The sequence below is a fragment of the Nostoc sp. T09 genome (genome assembly GCF_002154695.1).
Taxonomy (GTDB): domain Bacteria; phylum Cyanobacteriota; class Cyanobacteriia; order Cyanobacteriales; family Nostocaceae; genus Aulosira.
On the sequence record NZ_MTAV01000028.1, the window covers coordinates 46,288 to 68,203 of the forward strand.

Sequence of the window (21,916 nt, forward strand, 5' to 3'; positions counted from 1 at the left end):
ATAAAGATTGTATAAAAAATACAAACCTAACTATCAAGACTGGTAATTTTCGGAATACATTAGTCATTCTTGCTATGTCATTTTATACAAAAACATAAATCATACGGACAGAGGAATTAACTAAAATTTTTATGTTTAACTATTTACGTAGTTACTTTTATTTACGCAATACAAAAAAAATACTTTCGCCAAAAATTTGGATAATTTTAGGAAAATTTGGCTTAATAGCTGTCTGTGACCTAACGTTTTTAAGCACGATCGCGGTTTATGAAGCTTCAGCTACTCGAATCAGCCTGATTAATCCTAGTGAGTCTACTTGTATCAAAGGTAAGGATGCTTGTATCAAGAAAATTAGTAAAGGCACTATTAAAGACGATGAAGAAATAGATACATTTTTGCGGCTTGAATCCTTACCTGAGACTTCAACAAAAGAAGGCTTCAACACAGATGCATCTCTGGTTAAGTCTCGCGATCGCGAAAAACAGCTATTGTCTCACTCATTAAAGTTAAGTGATGTACCGATAGTCAACATAGGTGGTACAGATTACCGTGAGTTTATCTTAACTATCAACGAGCCAGATAAAACAAAGGCAAATCCAGAGTTACCAAAGATTGTATTGGAAAAGTTACAGATTTTTTTGGGCAACGCTCCAAATCTGACTAATTACCCAACTTTTGATGGTCATGCTACCAAAACTTTCGATCTCGAGCAAAATTCAGTTTTGCTTCAAGATATAAACTCTGAGCATGGTAAGCATGATTACTTAGTTTATATCAGTAACAGTTTTTTTACAGAAGGCAAAAAAGCAGCAAACAAATATGTTTATCTATTTTCTCAATTCACTGATGCTGAAGGTGGAGTTGAGGAATGGGCAATCAGAAAGTTAGATCAAGCAAGTGTATTACCCACGATTCCAGCAGGATCGGGGGGAGCGGGGGAAGGTATATTAGGTAGTTTAATTCCGTTTCTAGGACTGTCACAAGCTTTTGGTAGTGGCAAAGCTCCCAATATAAATAACCATCAGAATTTGATTGGCGCTAGAACTGGAGAAATTGCATCAAAAATACCACAACCAACAAGAGAGGCTCCTGAACCAACAACTGTGTTAGCTTCTTTGATTGGCATTGGTTTAATAGCTAAAGGAAGGTCGGTATTAGCCTACCGGAGAAATAACAAAAGAAATCAGTGAACTGTATGGTTTTTCCGTAAGATTGATTGTGGTAGAAGACAGTCTCGATGAAAAAAGTTCATCGCCATGTATGAGAAAGGGACAAGGGAGTTAATTAATTACTCTTAACTCTGTACTCAGCACTCTTTCAAGCCAGGGTAAGCAGAAGAGACAAGGATAATCACTCTTGACTCTTGCCTGTTCTGCACTCAAAAGGACGATGAGAAACTACTCACATCTTGTTCACTCATTGAATTTAGTAATGTCCACAGTTGCAAACTAGTAAAATCGGGAATTGCCATAAAAGCGCCAACTTCTACTAAAACTTTGGGATCATGAGTAGAAGCTATCGCAATAGTGCGGATACCAGCACCAACAGCAGATCGAATTCCAGAGGGGGAATCTTCTAAGGCGATCGCCTCTTGTGCCTGAATTCCTAACTTAGTAAGAGCAACTTGGTAGGGTGCAGGATCTGGTTTACCTGCTATACAATCATCTGCCAAAACAATTGTATGAAAAGCTTCCTTGATGCCCAAAACCTCTAGCATAAATTCGGCATTTAGTCTAGGAGCATTAGTTACTAAAGCGCGTTGTAACTGATGTGCTTCTGTCCATGCTATTAGTTCCGAAAATCCATTCAATGGCTTGAGATTTGGTGCAAGTTCTCGGAAAAGCGCTTCTTTTTCATCTGCAAATTTTTCTCGATCTGCTGGCGATAATTGTGGCAATATGTCTTTGACAATTTCTGGGTTTAACCGTCCACTAATTCTGGATTTGTAGAATGTTTCGTCAATTTCTATGCCATAATTGCTGAGCTTTTGCTGCCAAGCTTGGTAGTGTATAGGGTCAGTATTGACAATAGTGCCGTCTAGGTCAAAGAGAATTGCAGCTAGCATGACTTCTATGTATTATGTAAATAATTGTTAACTTTACTTACATAGTTTACATTCTTTTTTATCCTTAGTCATTGTTTCAATGTTCATCAAGGCAAACAACCAGAAATTAATCTGCTAATTCCGTTCCCCCTTTCCCCAACTCTAAAAGTTGTATTGCACTCAACTGCTAACTACCTTAATTGATTTAATTGAGCCATATATTGATCGCCGCCTGTGTAACCAAATGCTAGCCGCCACAAAATCTTTTCGTGTCGATGAGTTAACTGTGCAGATTTATAACACTGAAGCCGAAATGGCCCAAGATGTTGCGAAAATTGTACAACAGTATTTACAGAACCTTCTTCAGCAACAGGAAACAGCCGCTGTATTGTTAGCGACAGGAAACTCCCAACTTAAATTTCTCGATGCTTTGATTGCTTTGGGTGGTGTAGATTGGTCGCGGATTATCTTATTTCATTTAGATGAATATTTAGGGATTTCTAGCGATCATTCTGCTAGTTTCCGGCGCTATCTGCGGGAGCGTGTAGAGCAGCGAGTTAATCCTCAGAAATTTCACTATATAGAAGGTGATACATTGCAACCTTTAGCAGAATGCGATCGCTACACTAAACTGCTGCAAGCACAACCAATTGATTTATGCTGTCTTGGTATAGGCGAAAATGGACATTTGGCTTTCAACGATCCGTCTGTGGCTGATTTTCAAGATCCTTACAGAGTCAAACTAGTCAAGTTAGATTCTGTTAACCGACAACAACAAGTCAATACAGGTCATTTTCCAAATTTGGACAGTGTGCCACAATACGCATTTACTGTGACTTTACCCTTGATTTGTTCGGCTAAAAAGATTATCTGCCTTGCGCCAGAAAAACGTAAAGCGAATGTAGTTAAGGATATATTGCAGAGGTCGATTAATCCAAAAGTTCCTGCTTCTATTCTGCGCCAACAAGCTCAAGCAACTTTATTTCTCGATCCAAATTCTGCTAGCTTGCTGTCTTAAACATATAGTTTCTGATAAGTCGCGCACTTTGGGATAACTCCTCTTGATGAGGATGTCTGAAAAAGCTAGGGCGATAAAATTAGCTGTTACAAAAGTAAAGTCCGCGCAGGCGGACTTTATGCAATAACCTGTAAGGACAGGTTGTATTTGTATAGCAGCGATTTCTAATCGCCAGAAGAGATTAAAATTTAACTTTTCAGAGATACACTCAGAGTAGGCGATCGCCAGTTATGGACGTCTTGACCTTTGGCTTTTCTTTGTAATAATCAAGGTATTCTATATCTAAAAAAGCCATATCTATAATATTTGGATAGATCTGGCAAGTGCCGCAGGGGCTAAATTTAAGCTGGTGAACCCTGTGTCCATACTGAAATTACATCTTCTACTACTAATTCTTTTTTCTGTGAATTTCTAGCTTCAGCTACTAGGACTTTCAGCGTTGTGGTATAGACATTATTCATTATTTGGTGCCCATAACCAATTACTTTGCCGAGATGTCCAGTTTTTTGATTTAGCACATAGTCCCCAATGTTAAACATAGTTGCAACTACCAGTTTTAACTAATGTGTTTCTACATTATCTATGCGTTGGAGCGTAAAGGCTTCTTACTTGAAACATGTTTTAGATCAGCCTTAAGGAAGATTTTTGTGCTTATTTAAATTCACTTAACTCTCAAAAAAGTAAAATTTTTCGTTTTAGGGCAGAACGTAGAAAGTAAGATTTTATTTTAAATTTGCTTTTGCTGGTTGATTAACAATATTATTTTGTTCGTCGTGTATGGTCTTTTCATCGTCATAACTTAAATTTAGGTCGTAAAATAATTGACCAAAAACAAGAGCTACAGGAATACTAATAATCAACCAAATGCAGGCAATTATTACCAATGTAGAAATCATACTTTTAACAATAATTACGGCTTTTTACAGTCACAATTGTCACAGTGATATTTTTTTTGATTAATTGGGCATTCTTATGATAGCGAGATCATTAGGAATTGCAAGTTATACATTTCGTTCTAAGGTCACGACAAATGGAGAGTAGGGGAGAATAATTTGCAACTGTAATTGAGGAAATTACTATTAAACGGTAATATCTGGGTTTCAGCGATCGCAGCCTAGCTCAAAATTTTTTAGTGCAGTCGAAAAGAGGATTTTTATTTTCTCCAAGCCGAGGTAATAAATTTTCAGCATTTCTTCAGTATTTTGTCTAGATACTTGTCTAGGCAAATTTGGGCACAATAATAATTAAGTATAAATAATGGTATAAATCTTTGGTTTAGTGGAATCGAACCGTTAGCCTTAAAAGCTTACAACCTGTCTTATACAGAGGAATTACCCACGATTGTTGGACATTGGAGCCAAATTTTCTATGTCAGATCCCAACATTGGTCGTTTACTGAGCAAACGCTACCAACTTCAAGAATTAATCGGTACGGGAGCAATGGGCCGAGTTTATCGTGCTAAGGATGTTTTGTTGGGAGGAGTACCTGTAGCCGTTAAGTTTCTTGCGTTATCCATACAAAATGAAAAAATGCGATTGCAAGAACGTTTTGAGCGAGAAGCGAAAACCTGTGCCTTACTAGGGCAAAAAAGCATTCACATTGTCAGAGTCATGGACTATGGAGTAGATGGCAAGAATACCCCCTTCTATGTCATGGAATATTTGCAAGGACAGAGTTTGAGCAATATTGTTCGTCTCCAAAATCTGACTTTACCAAGATTTTTGAGTATGGTGCGTCAGATCTGTCTGGGTTTGCAATGTGCTCATGATGGCATCTCGGTTGATGGCACTATCTACCCAATTATCCATCGCGATATTAAGCCCAGTAATATGTTGGTAATTCAAGATTCCAGTTTTGGGGAATTGGTGAAGGTTCTAGATTTTGGTATTGCTAAGTTACTACAGTCAGATGGCAATGTTACTAACTATTATTTGGGCACTTTAGCTTATTCTTCTCCAGAACAGATGGAGGGTAAAGAATTAGACAACCGCTCTGATATTTACAGTTTGGGCGTTATGATGTTTGAGATGCTCACAGGCACGATGCCATTGGTGCCAACAACCGCCTCTTTTGGCGCATGGTATAAAGCGCATCGTTATCAAGAACCAACTTCTTTTGCTGAGGCTGCTCCTGCTTTGCAATTACCAAAGCAAGTGGAAGATTTAGTGATGAGTTGTCTCGCTAAAGCAGCAAGCGATCGCCCCCAAAATATTAGTGAAATCCTTAGCGTTTTAGCATCTATAGAACAGCATTATCACACACGCCTTACTATCTCAGAAACTGATGTGCTGGCTGATGGGAAGACAGTTAAAGTTGAACTTGCACAACAGACAAAAGCTGACTCACAGAGATCTGATTTTGAGAGCGAAATCGCTCCCACCTATTCTTGGCCTCAAAATAAACCAATTGCGGATATTGTTTTTCCTCAAATCATCCGTACTAATGCCGGAACTTTACCATCTCTGTGGATAATGCTACCGCAAGAGGAAATTCAAAAGCGCTTAGTCTGTAAACGCTACAATCAATTTCTGTTTATTACTATCCCCCACCCCATGCTGCTGTGGATTACTGCGATCTATAACCGCAAGCATGGCCCTAAATGGTTGCCTTACTACCTCGATCTAAAAACCAGTTTCGGCCAAGAAATAGCCACTGCACTGGGACAAACAGGTTACTATCGCCTGTTATTCTTTGCTAGAGAGACACCAGGTACATGTTCTCATATGCTAGTTTGCAGTATTGCGCCTGCCCAATGCCAAAAATTACAGGAGTGGGCAACAAGCAGTCAAGTTCTGGTTTCTTCCGCAGAACCCCAAATGAGTAAGGGTTTGCTAAAACGCGAATATGAAAAAATTAAGCCCTTGATTTTGACAAAGTTGGAAGGAATAAATAGTAATTCCCAATTTGACCTTTCCGGCTAAGTAAATATATTTGTATTTTACGTAACTTATGTATGAATGAGAGCATAAACGCAAAAATAGTTAAGTTTTGTTAATAAAAATCTATAACTAGTTGTAAGTTGTATTTATAAAAAATATAATTGGCTACGGTAAGACTTGTAGGAAGTGCATTTATTTAAATTTCTACAAATATTACTCTGTACAGAGTGCAGTTAGTTTATTGAAGATGCAGAAGTGCGACTATCAAAGTAGCTAACAGTAAGTTGTTTGGCTAAGTATAGATAGTTGATTTACATGTGGTGAATTTAGCTTGATGGCTAGGATTCAATGATATTTTTTATTTGCTGTCAATTTTAGTGGAATTGCCTATCGAAGTTGACGCCCCAGCATCCCCAGCTTTTTTCCTCGTTGGAACCGAGCAAGAGAAGGAGGTCGTCCACTGCGACTATAGAACATAATCTATGCCAAAGTGGAGCCTGAATCTAAGCCCCATTGGTGCTTAAGTAACTCTTGATAAGTTGCCTCACGTACTACCATTTGCTCATAAAGCTTGACCAAAAAGTCTTTAGCTTGATCGTGGCTCATATGTTGCACTTGGGTGGCAAATGAGCGGATAGTGAATTGTTGTTCCAAGGACAGTTCGATTGGTCCGTTCATAGTTAACTCCAAAAAAAACAACGCGTAAAGTTTATGTTGGTTTAGGTTACAGAAGTGAGAAAAGGATAATACTGGGACTGGTATTCGTTACACCTTTGTTCCTCTGTATTAAGAAAGATAACAATAGTTTGACGAAATTGCCTACATCCTTATGGCTTAATTTTGCCCACATACCTATGGGTTAGTTTTCTGTTTGGTTGTGTGACACCTAACTCTACTGACATACAACCGAAGTCTGCCTGTTAAGACGGATTTCGTTAAATTTGCATGTTAGCTAACCATAGGTAAGCCAAAGCATTGCTTTTCCTAGTATTGCTTTTAAGGTTTTCTTAAGAAGAAATAAAAGGAAATCTGGGTAAATTATTATATCCTCTATACCTCATTAACGACAAGATGTCAATCTAACAAAATATGGAAATTCAGCCTCCTTTAGGTAACTTGGAAGGCTAGAAATATTTGTATCAAGTTAGAAATGGGAAAAATGCTCAGGCTGAACAAATTGCTGAGTATATTTACCAAAAATATTCAAAAGTCTAGGTTATTAGACATTTGATCTTTAAACGCCAGGTATTAGAGGTTAGCAGAGGTGACGACATTTGCACGCCAGTTAATCTTATGCGGACATCTGCCCTAGTCTATCTAGGGGCGTTCTGTGCAGCGCTGTCGCCCTAAGGACGTCTAGAAGTCGGCAGAGTCTACGACGCAGTTGCTACCCTGCGGGAAACCTCTCTATGGGCGTCTGCAAGTCATAAGAGCGAAAGAGTACTTTGGGAACCCAAGCAACGCATAGCCTCCTGTTGACTATCACTTGGGAATTAATTCTCCTCTACTGCGACGATCGCGACCGTAATATTATCATGTCCACCATGAGCTTTAGCAGCCTCAACTAGAGCGTAGGCTGCTTTTTCTAGCACAGAGTTGTCTTGAAGATAGTCAGCAATTTTGCGCTCTACCAGTTCTTCTGTCAGACCATCACTGCACAACAGCAAGCGATCGCCAACTTTAACATCTAAAGGTTGGACATCGATTTGATGTAAGTCTTCTCGCCCCAAACAGCGTGATAAAACGTGACGAAACGGATGAATCCGCGCTTCCTCGAAAGTAATATCACCGAGTTTAATGGCTCTTGCCACCCAAGTATGGTCTTCTGTGATCTGTTCTAATTGGGAATTCCGAAGCCGATAAAGTCTAGAATCGCCAACATGAGCACACCAAGGCGACTCTGGGTCGCGAAATACAACTACTACAGCCGTTGTACCCATGTCAGCGCGTTCAGGATAATTTTGCTGATCTTGCAAAATTGCTTCATTAGCCCGCCATAAAGCTTGTACTAGCAATTCCTGAGATGACTGAGGAGATTGCCAATTCTCAACTAAATACGCCTGAATTTCCTCAGTGGCAATTCGACTGGCTTCTTCTCCGCCAGCGTGACCACCCATACCATCAGCAACGATGCAGAATCGCTTTTCAGGGTCAATATAGTAGGCATCCTGGTTATTAGAACGAATAAGTCCCGGATCGCTAAGACCCGTGAAATTAAGTTTCATAAATTTTTACTGCAAAAATTAATACATACGGTCAGAACGTTCGAGACGTAAAAGTAATCGAATCAGTAGCCCTGCGATCGCTGCTGCAATTACACCAGCTAGTACTGCTAATAATACATAATGATTCACCAATAAAATGGTGCCTGAAAGCGTAAATCCACTGATAAGCAGAGCGTAACTAATTCCGATTTGAATATTGCTTTGCCGCCTCAGTAAGCGTTCCGTTTCTAGAGAACGGACCCGCATACGCATATCGCCGCGCTCTAACTTTTCTAGTGTATCTTCTAATCTACGTGGTAGCCCAAAAGCAGTAGTACTGACCTGAACTGCTTGGCGGCTTAATTCATTTAGGAAGCTATTGCTCTCAGAACCATTCATATTGGTCATAAGTTGCATTGCATACGGTTTGGCAACTTCCATAAAATTAAATTCTGGATCTAAGCCTTTGCCAACTCCCTCAAGAGTGGAAAAAGCTCGCATCACAAAAGTGAAGGTTGCTGGAAATCTAAATGGTTGATTATACGCTATTTCGTAGAGGTCGTCACTGATTGCCGCAACTGATTGGTTTTCAAAGGGCTTGTCCATGAAATGATCCAGCATATACTGGACTGAACGCCGCACTGGCCCCATATCATCTACTGGTGCGATCGCTCCTAAATCGATCAAAGACTGAATTACGCGATCGCCATCTTTTTGGGCAATACCAAACAGCGTTTGCATCAGTCCTTCACGCACATTGGATTTAATTCGCCCCATCATACCGAAATCGTAAAATATCAAATCCCCATTCGGACTAACGGCAATATTTCCTGGGTGGGGATCGGCATGGAAAAAGCCATTATTGAGCAGCTGCAAGAGGTAAGCTTGGGCACCTTGACGGGCAATTATCTTGCGATCTAAACCCGCAGCCTCTATTGCTTCGTATTGGCTAATTTTAATTCCTGGGAGATACTCCAAAGTTAGTACTTGGGGTGAGGTATAACGCCAGTAAATCCTAGGTACTTTTACCCAATCGTAGCCACGAAAGTTACGCCGGAAAGTGTCAGCATTACGGCCTTCGTTCAAATAATCAATTTCTTCCCAAAGAATGCGACAACACTCTTCATAAATTCCGAGCCAATCTCGCCCCCGTCCCCATTTGGGATGGTTTTGAAAATACCGAGTAATTCCTTTAAGAATCTGTAAATCAATTTCAAATAGCTTCTTCAGTCCAGGACGCTGCACTTTCACAACAACGGCTTCGCCACTATACAGCACAGCTTTGTGTACTTGCCCTAAACTAGCAGCCGCTAAGGGAATAGGATCAAAATTCTGGAAAAGATCGGGAATTTTCTTACCTAGTTCTCGCTGAATAATCGTCTCTACTTGGTCATAGCTAAAGGCGGGTACTTTATCTTGTAACTTTGCTAGTTCTTCTACATATTCGAGCGGAAATATATCAGCACGGGTGGAAAATAACTGCCCAACTTTAATAAAGGTTGGTCCTAAGTCGAGCAGAGTATTACGAATCCAGACAGCTTGCGCTTTCCGCCTTGCAGCTTGCTTTGCCTCAGTTATTCCGCCTGGATAACTCCAGGATTTGTTGTATCGCCAAAGCTTGAACATTAAGGTCAACACAAAAGACCAAATGTCCACAAAGCGCCGTCTACTAGAATAATTTTCCCGATTCCAACGGTATGCCTTATCCGAATAACCTTTTTCCATATTTGTTGCGTACCGTTGGTTTTTAACCGAATCACCTGGAAGAAAAGACACTCTGATTCCTAAACTGTTTGTGATCAAATGTCATTCGTCCTCTGTTGTTTGTCATGTGTCCATAACTTTTGACTAATGGCAAATAACTAATGACTAATGACTAAGTATGCTTTCTAGTAGATTTTTCTTAACTTTTATACAGAACTACTACGATACTTCTGCAATTCGGTACGCAATAAGGCGATTTCTGCTCGCAGTTCATCAATCATGGCTTGCAAGTCAACTGGGTCAGAACCGCTTGGTCCACGTACTGTAGTAGTAGATTGACCAACATTAGCAGCCTCTGCGGCTCGATTTGCCCGCTCTAAGACTTCATCTGTGAACTGGCGCAACTGTTCTCTAGCTTCAGCATCAAATTTGCCAAGTTCGCTTAAAGCATCAGTTAAGGCGACCTCTAAGCGTTCGTTAACAACTTCAGCTACAGCTCTGCCGACGAAAAAGGCTTGCAAAATGGGGTTACTCATAAATTTTTGTTACGTCTCTCCGCAAGAGAATTATAACTTGCTCGTATGCTTTGCGGCTTCTACTGTGGAGATATATATTGGCAAGGCAAACTCATAGCCCAGATAGCATTGCACAGTTCTAGTTCAGATAGCATTCTTTACCAATTAATCAACTAGTACCGTGCCGCAAAAATCAAGCTACCATCTGTTCTTGGTATAAGTGCTTGCCCCAGCAATGCCATTGAGAATATTTGGAGGATTAGTGGTAAAACAGCGATCGCATAGTATCTAAATTGTCTAAATCTGGGGCTACGGGGCTTAATTACCCATAAAACCCCAATGCTATGTAGATCGCATCCACTTTTTGATTGTTACTAAAATCCTCCGGAAATTTGTGTTTAAATTTTCTGGAACTGGCTACTTGGCAATGGTAGTTATCTTCAGGATAAAAGGATATTGATTTATTGCTAACTTTCTATATTTAACTGTTTGGGGAATATAACCCCACCCAAAAGCCCAATCATAACGATTGGGCTTTTGATTAAGAGCTTTTTGGCGTGAGGCATAAAATGCAGTTAGACAGCATCACCCATAGAGCGATGGCTTGAACGGCATTTTTGATTAGATTAGCAATAGGCTATCTTAGGGGCAATTATGACTTCTTCAGTTAAAGATTTGGTGCTAGTTGCTGGTGCTACTGGTGGAGTAGGGCAACTTGTAGTAGGTGAACTGCTAGAAAAAGGCTTAAGGGTTCGCATCCTGACACGCAATCCAGCAAAAGCCCAAAATATGTTTAATAACAGAGTCGAAGTTGCTGTTGGTGATATCCGCGACCCAGCTACACTTCCAGCCGCAATGGAGAATGTCACTCATATCATCTGTTGTACTGGTACTAGTGCGTTTCCTTCTAGTAAATGGGACTTTGACCCCAGTCCTAGTTGGATTGAATGGGTTCAGTTGCTTGTTGATCGTAAACATCGTGAATCTAGAGCCAAGAACAGTCCGGCAAAGGTTGATGCTCAAGGTGTCAGTAACTTAGTAGCAGCAGCACCACCTAATCTCCAGCGATTTGTTTTCGTTTCTTCTTGCGGCATTCTGCGTAAAGATCAGCTTCCTTGGACTATTCTCAATGGCTTTGGCGTCTTGGATGCTAAAGAAAAAGGTGAGCAAGCGATCGTTAATTCGGGATTACCCTACACTATTATCCGTCCCGGACGTTTGATTGATGGCCCTTATACCTCATACGACCTCAACACTCTTTTTAAAGCAAAAACAGACAGCAAGTTAGGTGTGGTAATCGGCAAGGGCGATAAACTCTTAGCTGATGCTAGCCGAATTGACGTGGCCGCAGCTTGTGTGGAGTGTCTTTTTCACCCAGCGAGTGAAAAGCAAATTTTTGAATTGGTGAATCAGGGAACAAGACCGCCTGTAATTGACTGGGATCAGCTTTTCTCGCAACCAACTGTATAATTAACAGCGCAATTTATCTGAATGCGATCGCATCTGCTATCCAGAAGAAAAAGGCTCAGCATTAAACTAAGCCTCCTCATATCCTGGTGCTTAAACAGACATCCCAGATTAATTTAGGACTAACTTTTGTATATTTCATCTTCCTGAGGGCTGTATCCAGTTATCCTAAAGGCTGATGAGTGTAAATTTGATCAACAATCTGTCGCCACGGACAAATAATTTGTCGCTCTACAAACATGAAAGAGGCTTGGTTTGTCCAAGCCTCTGTATATACCAAGCATTTACTACACCAAGCTTAATTTAGACTTACCTTTACTTGCAGTTCATCATCCTAGAGGATGTGTGCAAATTGTCTCAAGGCTGATAGAAAGTAACCTTGTTGTTAAGAAAAAAAGGTTTGGTCGCGAGCCAAACCTCGATCATTGCTGTGCTTAACAACGTACTAAATAAATTTAGACCTACTCTTATGACAGAGCATCATCCTAGGGGTTGTATCCAAATATGCCAAAAACTGCTAAGCAATTACTTGCTGAAGATACTAGCTATGTGAAAAATTCTCAGCATATAAGCATATACTTACATACTTATATACTATATATGAAAAAGGCTCGGCTAAGACCAAGCCTCCAGATATACCAGGTGTTTACCATATATAGATAATTTAGACATACTCTTCTTAGATATCATCTTTCTATTTGGGGTGTACAAATATTCCTAAAAGTGTTATGTTGTGACCCATCACAGATGTAAAAGGCAAAATACACTCGGTCGTTGTCTTTGAGCCACATCTAAGTTAAATAAAGTTAAATCTTAAAAATAAGGCCCTGGATAGACTCCAGGGCGAATATTAACGTTCTTCAGACATTCACAAGCCGAATATTAACTCTAAACAACTCTTATTTCCCCTATCTATTGAATGAAAGAAAATATTAATTCTCTGAATTGAGTAACAAGCTAAGAATATTAAGAAATGTATACTTTTGTATTGAGTTGAGCGCATATAGCCATATTGCAGACTACTCGTTGAAAGGAACTACTAAATCAGTTAGTGTGAGCGAGAAAATTGTCCATCCCTCGCTGCTTTCTACTTGAATGCTGCCTTGGAGTTGTTCCATTATCTTTTGTACTATGGCTAATCCTAACCCCGTACCGCCTTGTTTCGAGTAGTCTGCATTAGGGATGCGATAGAATTTCTCAAAAATTCGCGCTAATTCTGCTGTGGGAATTTCTACTGAGTTACTAACAGTAATGATAGTTTGCGGGGGTGCTACCGAGAAGTTATGACGCACATTTACGATGATTTCACCGCCAGCAGGAGTATATTTGCAGGCGTTATTGAGCAATTCTATTAATATTCGTTCTAAGCTGGTGCGGTCTGATATCAATGCTGGCAGATGAGAAGGGACATTTAGCTGTAGAGTTTGTTGATGTTCTGCAACACGAGCTTGAAACGGCTCGATCAATAAAGGTAACCAATCCTGTAATAGTAGTGCGTCAGGAGCAATGGGGAAATAGCAAGAAGTTTCCAGTCGTTGTAAGTCTAACAAATCGTTAATGAGAGCTATCTCGCGATCGCACTCAGCTCTCATCAAATCCAGATAACGCTGGAATGTCTGAGGATTGGTAGAGACTTGCAATACTTCAATCATCACCTTCATGTTGTTGAGAGGCGATCGCAATTCATGGGAAGCTAAATTTAAAAAATCATTTTTAAGTTGATTGAGTTCTTCTAACTGCGCTACAAGTTGCGTTTGCTCAATTTCCCTTTTCCGCGCTTCACTAGCCTTTTTGCGCTCAGTAATATCCCGAAATATCAAAACTGCACCTATAATATTATCTTTGTCATCTCTAATTGGTGCAGCACTATCATCAATTGGTACTTCCTGACCATCTTTAGCAATTAGAATAGTTTCTTCCGGTAGTTCGATGACTGCACCATCTTGAAGAACTTTTTTGATCGGACTTTCAATAGAGTTACGAGTTGCTGCATTGGCAATGTTAAATATTTCTGCTGAATTTCTTCCCAAAGCTTCTTCTTGTTGCCATCCTGTCAAATTTTCTGCCACAGAATTCATAAAATTTACTGACTCTTGGACATCGCTAGCAATTACTCCATCACCTATACTTCTAAGCAATGTAGATAGCCATTTCTGGCTGGCTTTTAATTCTTTTTCTAGCCTATGTTTAGTCAATGCTATTTCAATATTAGTTTGTAGTTCTCTTTCTTTAAAAGGTTTGAGTAGATAACCAAATGGCTCAGTAACCTTTGCTCGCTCTAATGTATTATCATCCGCATAAGCAGTTAGGTAAATTATAGGTATATCTAAATGCTTATGAATTTCTTGAGCAGCTTCTACACCATCCATTTCACCTTTCAATCTAATATCCATTAGCACTAAATCTGGACAAAATTCTAGTGCTTTATTAATTGCATCTTGTCCTGAAGAAGCAACGCCAGGAACCATATAACCAAATCTTGTCAGTCGATTTCGTAAATCCTTAGCCACAATAGCTTCATCTTCTACAACCAAAATCTTGGCGTTTGTCATTTGGTATCTCTGTACAATTATCCTATGGGAAATGATATCTGGAATTCTACTCCGATATCGCTGTGAATATTGATATCGCCTATAAGCTGACTGGCTAACGCATCTACTAATTGCCAACCTAATGATGCTGTATCTGTAAAATTGAAGTTTGCAGGTAAACCAATGCCATTATCACGAATAGTAAGTAAAATTCTATTTTCTAATATTTTTCTAATTGCGATGCCAATTTCACCATTTCTCCCCAATGGGAATGCATATTTTAAAGAATTAGAAACAAGTTCATGAATAATTAATCCACAAGGAATTGCTGTATCTAAGCCTAGTAAAATATGCTCTTCGATATCTATATTCAGGGCGATCGCATCTTCAGAGACTTCGTATGTAGTCAATAAAGTTGCTACCAAATCTTGGACATATTCACCGAAATTAATTCTCGATAAGTCTCGTGATTGATACATTTTTTCGTGAACCAAAGCCATTGATGCGATCCGCATTTGGCTTTGTTGGAATATTTCCATATCCTGTTTGTCTTTGATATATTCAGATTGCAAGCTCAACAGGCTGGAAATTACCTGGAAATTGTTTTTGACCCGATGATAAATTTCTTTTAATAGAACCTCTTTTTCTCGAAGTGATGCTTGGATTTGTTCCTCTGATTGCTTGCGATCGCTAATATCCTCGATTACAGCAATAAAATACTTTGGAATACCAGAAGGTTCGTGAACTAAAGATACAGTTACATTAATCCAGACTATAGAACTGTCTTTACGTAAATAACGCTTTTCCAAAGAGAAAGTAGGAATATCACCTGCTAATATTTGGTCAACGTATTTCAGACTGGCTTTCATGTCATCTGGATAAGTAATATCTTTGAAAGTTCGCAATTGTAGTTCTTGGGATGTATAACCAACAATATCGCAAAGCCTTTGGTTAACTAATAACCACCGTCCATCAATTCCCACATGAGCAATACCAACAGCTGCTTGATCGAATGCGGCACGAAATCGCTGTTCGCTTTCTCGTAATGCCTCCTCGATTCGCTGACGTTCAGTAATTTCTGCCTGTAGTGATGCGTTAATTCTTTTTAACTCTACTGTCCGTTCCTCAACTTTGCTTTCTAATTGGTCGAGTAGTTGGCTGAGATTTTCCTCTGCTTGCTTACGCTCGGTAATATCAGTATGCGAGCCTACCATCCGCACTACTTTACCATCTTCATCCCACAGCGCTTGACCCCGATCCAAAATCCATTTGTATGCGCCGTCTTTACATAAAACACGATACTCCTTAGTGTAAAACGGTGTTCTCTTAGCAAAGTGATCCTTAACTGCTTTTTTCACCCTATCGAGATCATTTGGATGCACTCGTTTGATCATTTCATCGAAATGGTTGGAAATCTCTTGCTCTTGATAACCGAGCATTTCCTTCCAGCGAGCCGAGAAGAAAACTTCATTATTTTTAACGTTCCAGTCCCAAATGCCATCGTTATTACCACGCAGAGCTAACTGCCAACGTTGTTCACTTTCTCTTAACTCCTCCTCGGTTCGTTTGCGTTCAACAATTTCCTTGGCTAGTTGGCAGTTTGCTGCTTCTAATTCGGCAGGGCTAGGTAGAACAAGCGCTTTAGGAATTAATGACACCAGTTCTATAGCTGTATATACAGATACAAAGGCAGTGATAGCTTTAATCAGTCCTGATAGCCAATAGGTGGGATGCCAAAGCGTCCACACTTCTATGACATGGGTTGTGCCACAAGCAACGATGAATGTGCCAAACATCAGAAAAATCCAGTCGAAAGGCACATCTCTTCGCTTGCGGACAAAATAAACCAGCATCACTGGAATTGAATAATAAGCCAGTGCAATTAGCGAATCTGAGATGATATGCAACCAGACTAATTGTGGCTGCCAAAGGTAACAATGCCCATGTGGGATAAACTGATTAGGAAAAAAAAATTATGTAACAATTCTGTCATAAAGATTTACTTATTATAAAAATTTTACTCAAAATTTAAATTATTAAAGATTCTGATTTTTATTTAAGCTAGGGACGAAGCTCGCAATGGGCATCAATAGTCCTTTAGCCTCATACTTATTTAACTTATTAATCACTTTAGAAAGTTGGTATTGTAATAATTATTCTTATTTTAACTTTACATTTGGCGAATCAAAGGACTGACCCCTCCTCCATACAGCCAACCACCCCCAAGCTGCAAGCTTGAGGAGCTTAATGCACAATCTAGGAATTGTTTCCGGCTTATACGGTAGGGCTGGGGAGAGATTTTTTAACTGGAAAGTTAGCAAGTAACTCAGCAATAACCTGAGATATTGCATTGATTCTCTATGTAGCAAATGAGAACGCTACAATATCTATTTCCTCTAAATTCTGCATAAAAAAAGAAGCTACAGATAAGTAGCTTCTAGATGATCTTAATGAGAAATGATTGTTGATTCTGCTCATATAGCTGTGAGTATGTCAGCTATATTTGCAATAAGGAGTGAACTAGCTTTAACCCAGGGATTTACAGCTACTACTTATTCATGTCCTGACCCACTATTAAGTAGTAACTGCTTTTCGCCCCTATTAGTTATTAAAACTATTTTGATAAAAGAATGATTCAGACGAAAGTAATGAATCAACCATGACTTTGGTCACGAAGTGGTTATAAATCAATACAGTTCAGATAAGCCTGTTTTTTCTCTCTCTGTTCCCCGTTCCCTGTTCCCTGTTCCCTTGCCTTCACAGAAGAATTTTCTTAACTGAACCGTATTGGGTTATAAATGCCATACACCATTTGCGATTGGCGTAAAATCTCCTGTGCTTTAACCGACTATGTATACACAACATTCCTGCGTCCTATCGTCTTAGAATCAGCCCTGATAATTTTGATTCAAGAGAACGCGATTTTTAGTCTGCGATCGCCCACCTTACATAAGGACGAGAAGCTGCTACAGTTTTGTAATTGATTAACTTACCTGGGGCATTAATTTTTTGCAAATCTACACGGAAATAAGCTTGTTTATTCTTAAATTGCACAGTATAGAAAGGATATTCTTGACTCTGTGTTTGACCAACACAAGAAGCGTAATCCTCACGTAAAGGTGACACAAATTCAACAAACTGCTTATTAGATGAAACTAACTTACTAGAGTTGGCAAATGCTCTAGTATCTGCAACTACTGTATGTTCAGCACCACCTTCATAAGGCAATGTTAACCACCATAACCCAACTGTCTGGGGACAAGTACCAGCCTTAGTTTGGACATTCATTGTCACATTGGGGGCAGAAATTGGCCCTGGTACTGACTGTGGCTGTGCTTGTGCAGAAGCATACATTGTTCCCACTACAGCTAGTGGGCATAAAATACCACCGAGAAGTTTTAGTTGTAACAAATTATCCATAAATTGAAGTTTTGCCCATCTAAGCTATCTAAATAACATTGACTTGTAGCAATTTATAAAAGTGCCGTTTTATTTGGGCTTACCGTGTTCTCAGCTACAGTTATAGCTAAGGAAAGTGGGCAACAATATTAATAAATATCTAAGAATGCAGCCCCTTCTCAAATAATGCTGCTATTTCATGAAACCTCGAATTATTGTTTGTGGCTTAGGACGTACTGGATATAAAGTCTTTCGGTTGCTAAGACAGCAGGGTGCGTTTGTCGTTGGTATTCATCACAAACCCATCCCTAGCGAAGCGGCTGGAGATGTGATTGTTGGCGATTTACACACAGCTGCTACCCTAACAGCAGCGGGAATTGAACAGGCTCATACTTTAGTAATTGCTGGTTCGGATGATGCGCGCAATTTAGCAATTATGTTACAAGCGCGAGTACTGAATCCCCAAATTCGGATTATCAACCGCTTTTATAATACAAGTTTGGCCGAGCGTCTGGATCAGACATTGCCAGATCACTTGAGTATGAGTGTTGTTGGTTTGGCAGCACCAGTATTTACTTTTGCTGCACTAGGTAATAAAGCGATCGGACAAATTAAGTTATTTCAACAAACCTGGCCGATTCAAGAAGAATATATAGATGAATACCATCCTTGGCTAGGTTGTAAACTAAGTGATTTATGGGAAGATCGTTCGCGGATGCTGATTTATTACTTGCCTGTGCAAGGCGAGATAGATTTGATAACTGCGGTTTTATCTGGACAAGAATTAAAAGTAGGCGATCGCATAATTGTTGGTATCCAACCCCGCATCCGTCCCATCCGTAAATCATGGGTAAGAAAACTGCTCAAAGTCTGTACTAGTCTGAAGCAATTTCAAAAACATGCCCAATCGGTTGTAGCGATGGCAGCTGTTCTATTAGTAATTATTTTACTTGCTACACTTACCTATGTTTCTGCTAATTTAAATATCTCTTTTGTCGATGCTTTATATTTTGCTGTTGGCATGATTACTGGAGCCGGTGGTAATGACAAAATAGTAGAAAATGCTCCCAATACTATCAAGATATTTACCGTTGTGATGATGCTGGTTGGAGCAGCGGTAATTGGTATTTGGTATGCAATGCTCACTGATTTTGTGCTGGGAAACCGCTTCAAGCAATTTTGGGACGCAGCTCGCATACCCCAGCGCCATCATTACATAGTTTGCGGCTTGAGTGGCATTGGCGTCAAAATTGTCCAAGAAATTCACGCCAGTGGGCATGAGGTGGTAGTTATTGAAACCGACAGCAACAATAGATTTGTCAACACCACTCGCGGACTCGGCATTCCTGTAATTCAAGGCGATGCCAGTTTCCGAACAATACTCAAAGCCAGTAATATAAATACTGCTGCCGCAGTGCTGGCTGTTACCAGCAACGATGCGATTAACTTAGAGATTGCTCTGAAAGCCAAAGGATTATCGCCTAGCATTCCAGTCATTGTCCATTATGCCGACCCTGATTTTGCGGGTATGGCCCAACAAGTATTTGATTTCGAGGCTGTACTAAGTCCTGCGGAATTGGCGGCCCCAGCTTTTGCCGCAGCTGCGCTAGGGGGACGCATCCTAGGTAATGGCATCACAGCAGATAGCCTTTGGGTAGCATTTGCTACGATGATTACACAGATACACCCCTTTTGCGGCCAATTTGTGAAAGATGTAGCCATGTCTGCTGACTTTGTGCCTTTGTACGTAGAAACAAGTTGCCAAACCTTTCACGGCTGGGATTTACTAGAAACCCAACTTAATCCTGGGGATATTTTATATTTGACAATGCCAGCGAATCGGTTATATCAGTTGTGGCGCGACGAGCGATCGCAGGTGATGGTAACTTGATTTCAAGATAAAAAACTAAAATTACACTTTCATCTCACCAAACTTGGGACTCCACCAACCTTTCTGTGTATTAAAGTAAGCCACATCTTTATGTTTTTTGTCTTGACGAGACTGGGGATCGGAACATCGCAGCATGGTTTTGCGCTGTCCATCTTTGGTGTAGCTGTACTCCTCCAAAAACTTTTTACACACTGGGCAAGGATGTGAGCTAATCTTGGTTGGAGATTTCTCATTCTTGGTTTCTTTGGTTCGCGGTGCTTCCCAAGCTTTCTGAAACTCATTCCAAAACAAGACAATATTTTCACAGCCGTTATTACATTTGAGAAAGTATTTCTTTTTGAGTTTACTGCTGGGAATTTTCGCGAGAAATTTATTACATTCAGGGCAACGAGTTCTAGAAGTTTCAAATTTGCGTTCAGCGACAGCAGAAGTTTTCGCCCCAATTCCTGAACTCACAACTACAGTTTTTGCTTTTGCCAATGCTGGTGCAAAGTAATTTTGATTCCAACTGGTGAGGTATTGCTGCCAAGGCTGTTTTCCAGAAGCGATCGCATCTAGGGCATCTTCCATTTTGGCGGTAAATTCTGCCTCAAGTAAATCTGGTAACGCTTTTTGTAAAAAAACGTCAACTTCTAACCCTAGAGTTGTGGGCTGGATACTTTCTTTTGTTAGCTGGATATAATCTCGTTTTTTCAATGTAGCAATGGTGGGAGAATAAGTACTGGGACGACCAATACCTTTACGCTCCATCAGTTGCACTAATTTTGGTTCGCTGTAACGTGGCGGCGGTTGAGTTTGTTTTTTCTCATGTCCTGCATCTGCTAAAGTTAGCATCTGTCCTTGTTGCAAAGCTGGCAAGATAGTATCTTTACCAAGATTTGGCCAGTACCTTGCATATCCTAAAAATTCAACGACTTGTCCTCTGGCTTGCCAAAAAATTTGACCAGATTGAATGACAACTTTCGTTTTCCGCAGTTGAGCAGGACGACATTGAGAAGCGATCGCTCTTTTCCAAATTAAAACATATAAGTTAAACTCATCGGCAGGCAATTGCACTCGTAACTCCACCGAAGGACGAAATACATCTGTCGGACGGATCGCTTCATGGGCTTCTTGCGCAGTTTTGTTGCTGCGATGTCTCGTTGTGCGTTGCGGTACATTCTGCGGATCGTTTGCTTCTAACCACTTGCGCGCACTTTCACAGAATTCAGGACTTAACATCACTGAATCTGTCCGCATGTAGGTAATTAACCCTGCTTCATAAAGCTTTTGAGCTACTTGCATGGTTTTCTCAGGTGCAAATCGCAACCGAGAACCAGCAGCTTGCTGGAGAGTGGAAGTGATAAACGGTGGCGGTGGTTGGCGGTTGGTAACTTTCCCTTCATATTGCACAACTTGATGGGGATGGCGTTTCGCTTCTTCAACTAAGCGGTTGGCTTCTGCTTCGGAAAGTACGCGTGTAGATTCTGGTGCTGTTTGATTATTAACCGTGGTATCATCATGCACCTCTGTTTCCTGCTTTGCTGCTTCCTGGGGAGCATTCGCCATCCCATGATAAAAAGCCCGGAATCCCTCAGCATAATCTACCCAAACACTCCAGTAATCTTGGGGTACAAAGGTTTGTATTTCGCGTTCTCGCTGACAAATTAGGTGTAATGTGGCACTCTGCACTCTGCCCACACTCTTAGCACCATTATTTAATGCCCATACTAACGGACTGCCCTTATAGCCTACTAGTTTATCTAGGCAATCTCGACACAAACCTGCACCGACTAAATTTAGGTCAAGTTTTCGCGGATGAGCGATCGCAGTTCTGACAGCCGAGGCGGTAATTTCTGTATATACTACTCGCTTGGCTTCTCTTAAACCTAGCACTTCTTTAAGATGCCAAGCGATCGTTTCCCCTTCTCGGTCTGGATCGGTCGCTAAAACAACTTCACTTACCTGTTTAGCTACAGTCTTTAATTGCTGAATTGTTTCCTTTGAGCGTTGGTCACGGGGGACATAGTTGCATTGCACATTACCGTTATCCATACTAAATCCCAGCGAATCTTCTCCTTGATCGCTGAGTTCGCGAATATGGCCGCAACTGGCACGCACAATCCACTCAGCACCGAGAATTTCACTGAGTTTTTTGACTTTACCAGGGGATTCAACTACGAGAAGGCGTTTAGGCATAGCACCTGCTTTTTAGATGCTGTATAACAGATACAACTTTTTATCATATATTTAGTATAAATGTACTATAAAGCTCCTATTGTTA

15 protein-coding genes are annotated in these 21,916 nt (G+C 40.3%); 5 read left to right on the top strand and 10 right to left on the bottom strand.

The features are described from left to right. The first annotated feature begins 131 nt into the window (after nucleotides 1-131). Nucleotides 132-1,190, top strand: a complete 1,059-nt coding sequence (locus BV372_RS08275; protein ID WP_086685740.1) for a hypothetical protein — start codon at nucleotides 132-134, stop codon at nucleotides 1,188-1,190. A gap of 188 nt (nucleotides 1,191-1,378) precedes the next feature. Here BV372_RS08275 and BV372_RS08280 read toward each other — a convergent pair whose 3' ends face one another. Continuing rightward, nucleotides 1,379-2,065: an HAD family phosphatase gene (locus tag BV372_RS08280; RefSeq protein WP_086685742.1), complete on the bottom strand. Its 687-nt coding sequence runs from the start codon at nucleotides 2,063-2,065 to the stop codon at nucleotides 1,379-1,381. Nucleotides 2,066-2,288: 223 nt separating this feature from the next. On the opposite strand from BV372_RS08280, the gene BV372_RS08285 reads away from it, so the two are divergent. Next, the gene (locus BV372_RS08285; protein ID WP_086685803.1) at nucleotides 2,289-3,062 is read left to right on the top strand and encodes a glucosamine-6-phosphate deaminase; all 774 of its coding nucleotides are present in this window, start codon (nucleotides 2,289-2,291) and stop codon (nucleotides 3,060-3,062) included. Between the two features lie 341 nt (nucleotides 3,063-3,403). Here BV372_RS08285 and BV372_RS08290 read toward each other — a convergent pair whose 3' ends face one another. Beyond that, complete coding sequence (locus tag BV372_RS08290) at nucleotides 3,404-3,601, bottom strand: hypothetical protein (protein ID WP_086685744.1); 198 nt, start codon at nucleotides 3,599-3,601, stop codon at nucleotides 3,404-3,406. A gap of 829 nt (nucleotides 3,602-4,430) precedes the next feature. Here BV372_RS08290 and BV372_RS08295 point away from each other — a divergent pair. Further along, nucleotides 4,431-5,984 (top strand): serine/threonine-protein kinase, encoded by a 1,554-nt coding sequence (locus BV372_RS08295; RefSeq protein ID WP_086685746.1) that lies wholly within the window; start codon nucleotides 4,431-4,433, stop codon nucleotides 5,982-5,984. A 438-nt stretch (nucleotides 5,985-6,422) separates the two neighbouring features. On the opposite strand, the gene BV372_RS08300 is transcribed toward BV372_RS08295, so the two are convergent. The 4 genes from BV372_RS08300 to BV372_RS08315 all read right to left on the bottom strand — a co-directional run bounded on the left by BV372_RS08300 (nucleotide 6,423) and on the right by BV372_RS08315 (nucleotide 10,386). Further along, nucleotides 6,423-6,620 carry an NblA/ycf18 family protein gene (locus BV372_RS08300; RefSeq protein WP_086685748.1) on the bottom strand — a complete coding sequence of 66 codons (198 nt, stop codon included), beginning with the start codon at nucleotides 6,618-6,620 and terminating at the stop codon, nucleotides 6,423-6,425. Nucleotides 6,621-7,435: 815 nt separating this feature from the next. Beyond that, complete coding sequence (locus BV372_RS08305) at nucleotides 7,436-8,167, bottom strand: Stp1/IreP family PP2C-type Ser/Thr phosphatase (RefSeq protein ID WP_086685750.1); 732 nt, start codon at nucleotides 8,165-8,167, stop codon at nucleotides 7,436-7,438. An 18-nt stretch (nucleotides 8,168-8,185) separates the two neighbouring features. Beyond that, nucleotides 8,186-9,871: an AarF/ABC1/UbiB kinase family protein gene (locus BV372_RS08310; protein WP_086685752.1), complete on the bottom strand. Its 1,686-nt coding sequence runs from the start codon at nucleotides 9,869-9,871 to the stop codon at nucleotides 8,186-8,188. 185 nt (nucleotides 9,872-10,056) lie between these two features. Then, a complete protein-coding gene (locus BV372_RS08315; RefSeq protein ID WP_086685754.1) occupies nucleotides 10,057-10,386 on the bottom strand; it encodes a DUF6825 family protein in 330 nt (109 codons plus the stop codon). A gap of 633 nt (nucleotides 10,387-11,019) precedes the next feature. On the opposite strand from BV372_RS08315, the gene BV372_RS08320 reads away from it, so the two are divergent. After that, nucleotides 11,020-11,835, top strand: coding sequence for an SDR family oxidoreductase (locus BV372_RS08320; RefSeq protein ID WP_086685756.1), 816 nt, complete (start codon nucleotides 11,020-11,022; stop codon nucleotides 11,833-11,835). 1,016 nt (nucleotides 11,836-12,851) lie between these two features. On the opposite strand, the gene BV372_RS08325 is transcribed toward BV372_RS08320, so the two are convergent. The 3 genes from BV372_RS08325 to BV372_RS08335 all read right to left on the bottom strand — a co-directional run bounded on the left by BV372_RS08325 (nucleotide 12,852) and on the right by BV372_RS08335 (nucleotide 17,783). After that, nucleotides 12,852-14,384: a response regulator gene (locus BV372_RS08325; protein WP_086685758.1), complete on the bottom strand. Its 1,533-nt coding sequence runs from the start codon at nucleotides 14,382-14,384 to the stop codon at nucleotides 12,852-12,854. A 17-nt stretch (nucleotides 14,385-14,401) separates the two neighbouring features. Continuing rightward, complete coding sequence (locus BV372_RS08330) at nucleotides 14,402-16,183, bottom strand: PAS domain S-box protein (RefSeq protein ID WP_218776695.1); 1,782 nt, start codon at nucleotides 16,181-16,183, stop codon at nucleotides 14,402-14,404. 1,105 nt (nucleotides 16,184-17,288) lie between these two features. Beyond that, nucleotides 17,289-17,783: a hypothetical protein gene (locus BV372_RS08335; protein ID WP_086685762.1), complete on the bottom strand. Its 495-nt coding sequence runs from the start codon at nucleotides 17,781-17,783 to the stop codon at nucleotides 17,289-17,291. Nucleotides 17,784-17,961: 178 nt separating this feature from the next. On the opposite strand from BV372_RS08335, the gene BV372_RS08340 reads away from it, so the two are divergent. After that, a complete protein-coding gene (locus BV372_RS08340) occupies nucleotides 17,962-19,653 on the top strand; it encodes a TrkA family potassium uptake protein (protein ID WP_086685764.1) in 1,692 nt (563 codons plus the stop codon). A 21-nt stretch (nucleotides 19,654-19,674) separates the two neighbouring features. Here BV372_RS08340 and topA read toward each other — a convergent pair whose 3' ends face one another. After that, entirely contained in the window at nucleotides 19,675-21,831 is a 2,157-nt protein-coding gene (gene topA / locus BV372_RS08345; RefSeq protein ID WP_086685766.1) for a type I DNA topoisomerase, read from the bottom strand. Nucleotides 21,832-21,916: the final 85 nt, after the last annotated feature.